Source organism: Mycobacterium sp. IS-1496, from assembly GCF_001499995.1.
In the GTDB taxonomy this organism is placed as follows: domain Bacteria; phylum Actinomycetota; class Actinomycetes; order Mycobacteriales; family Mycobacteriaceae; genus Mycobacterium.
The window spans coordinates 1-1,316 of the sequence record NZ_LQIU01000063.1; the positions used below are offsets into that span (position 1 = coordinate 1).

The 1,316-nt window shown below is 63.9% G+C and carries 1 protein-coding gene; it reads left to right on the forward strand.

Translation table 11 applies throughout. The annotated features are described in order from the left end of the window. The first annotated feature begins 73 nt into the window (after window positions 1–73). Entirely contained in the window at window positions 74–1,309 is a 1,236-nt protein-coding gene (locus AU195_RS22620; RefSeq protein WP_059161262.1) for an IS30 family transposase, read from the forward strand. Window positions 1,310–1,316: the final 7 nt, after the last annotated feature.

Below are 1,316 nucleotides of genomic sequence, written 5' to 3' on the forward strand. Positions count from 1 at the left end.
TTTCAAGCGGTGGATGCAACACCCTTCTTGATTGGAGTGTGTTGTGGGCGGTCATTTGGTGTTGCGGTCGCGGATGCCGGCGTACTGGGAGTTCATTCGTGAGGGGTTGAGCCCTGGAGATGCCGGCCTGGCTGTGGGCGTGTCGTCGGGCTGTGGGCAGCGGTGGTTCCGTGAGGCTGGCGGCGTGAAGCCAGCTAATCACCGGCCTCGGGCGACTGGTCCGCGGCCACGGCTGACTCTTGATGAGCGCATCGAGATTCAGGCCGGTGTCCACGCCAATGAGTCGGTGCGATCGATCGGTCGGCGGTTGTGCCGGGCCGCTTCGACGATCAAGCGCGAGATCGACAACAACTGCGAGCTGCGTAACCGCTACACCGGCGCCAAATCGGGGTATCGGCGCAAGCATGCTTTCGGGGCTCGCCAGAGCGGGAGCACCGCTCAGGTGCGGTATCGGGCGACGTCGGCCCATGACCGGTCTGCTGAACGGGCTCGGCGCCCTAAAGAGCGCAAGCTCGCCACCGATGACACGCTGCGTGATGAGGTGCAGACTCGGCTGAAACTGCATCACAGCCCGCGGCAGATCGCCCGTCGGCTGCGCAGCGATTTCGCCGACGATCCGGAGATGTGGGTGTCACACGAGGCCATCTATCAGGCCATTTATGTGCAGGGCCGGGGATCGCTGCGCCGCGAGCTACATCAGTGTCTGCGTACCAAGCGTGCAGTGCGCCGTTCCCAGCACCGACCCGAGGAACGCCGCGGACGCATACCGAACATGGTTCTGATCAGCGAGCGTCCCGCCGAGGTCGCCGACCGCGCCGTGCCTGGGCATTGGGAAGGTGACCTCATCGTGGGCAGCACCAAATCGGCGTCGGCGATCGGCACCCTCGTCGAGCGCAGCACCCGATTTGTCATGCTGCTACACCTGCCCGACAACCATGGCGCCCTGGCCGTGCAAAACGCCATCATCGAGAAGATGGCCGAGCTGCCCGACCATCTGCGTCGCTCGTTGACCTGGGATCAAGGCAAAGAGATGGCAAACCACCTCGCCATCGCCGCGGCCACCGATCTTGACATCTACTTCTGCGATCCGCACTCACCCTGGCAGCGCGGCAGCAACGAAAACACCAACGGCCTGCTACGGCAGTACTTTCCGAAAGGCACCGACCTGTCCGTCCACGGCCCCGGCATTCTCGACAACGTCGCCGCCGAACTCAACGCCCGCCCCCGCGAGACCCTCGGCTGGAGAACACCAGCCGAGAAACTCAACGAACTACTCTCAAACCCACCAGCTGTTGCATCCACCGCTTGAAACCGCC

Coding starts and splice junctions, on each gene's coding strand:
- AU195_RS22620 (WP_059161262.1), top strand. CDS start 74: ATGCCGGCGTACTGGGAGTTCATTCGTGAGGGGTTGAGCCCTGGAGAT.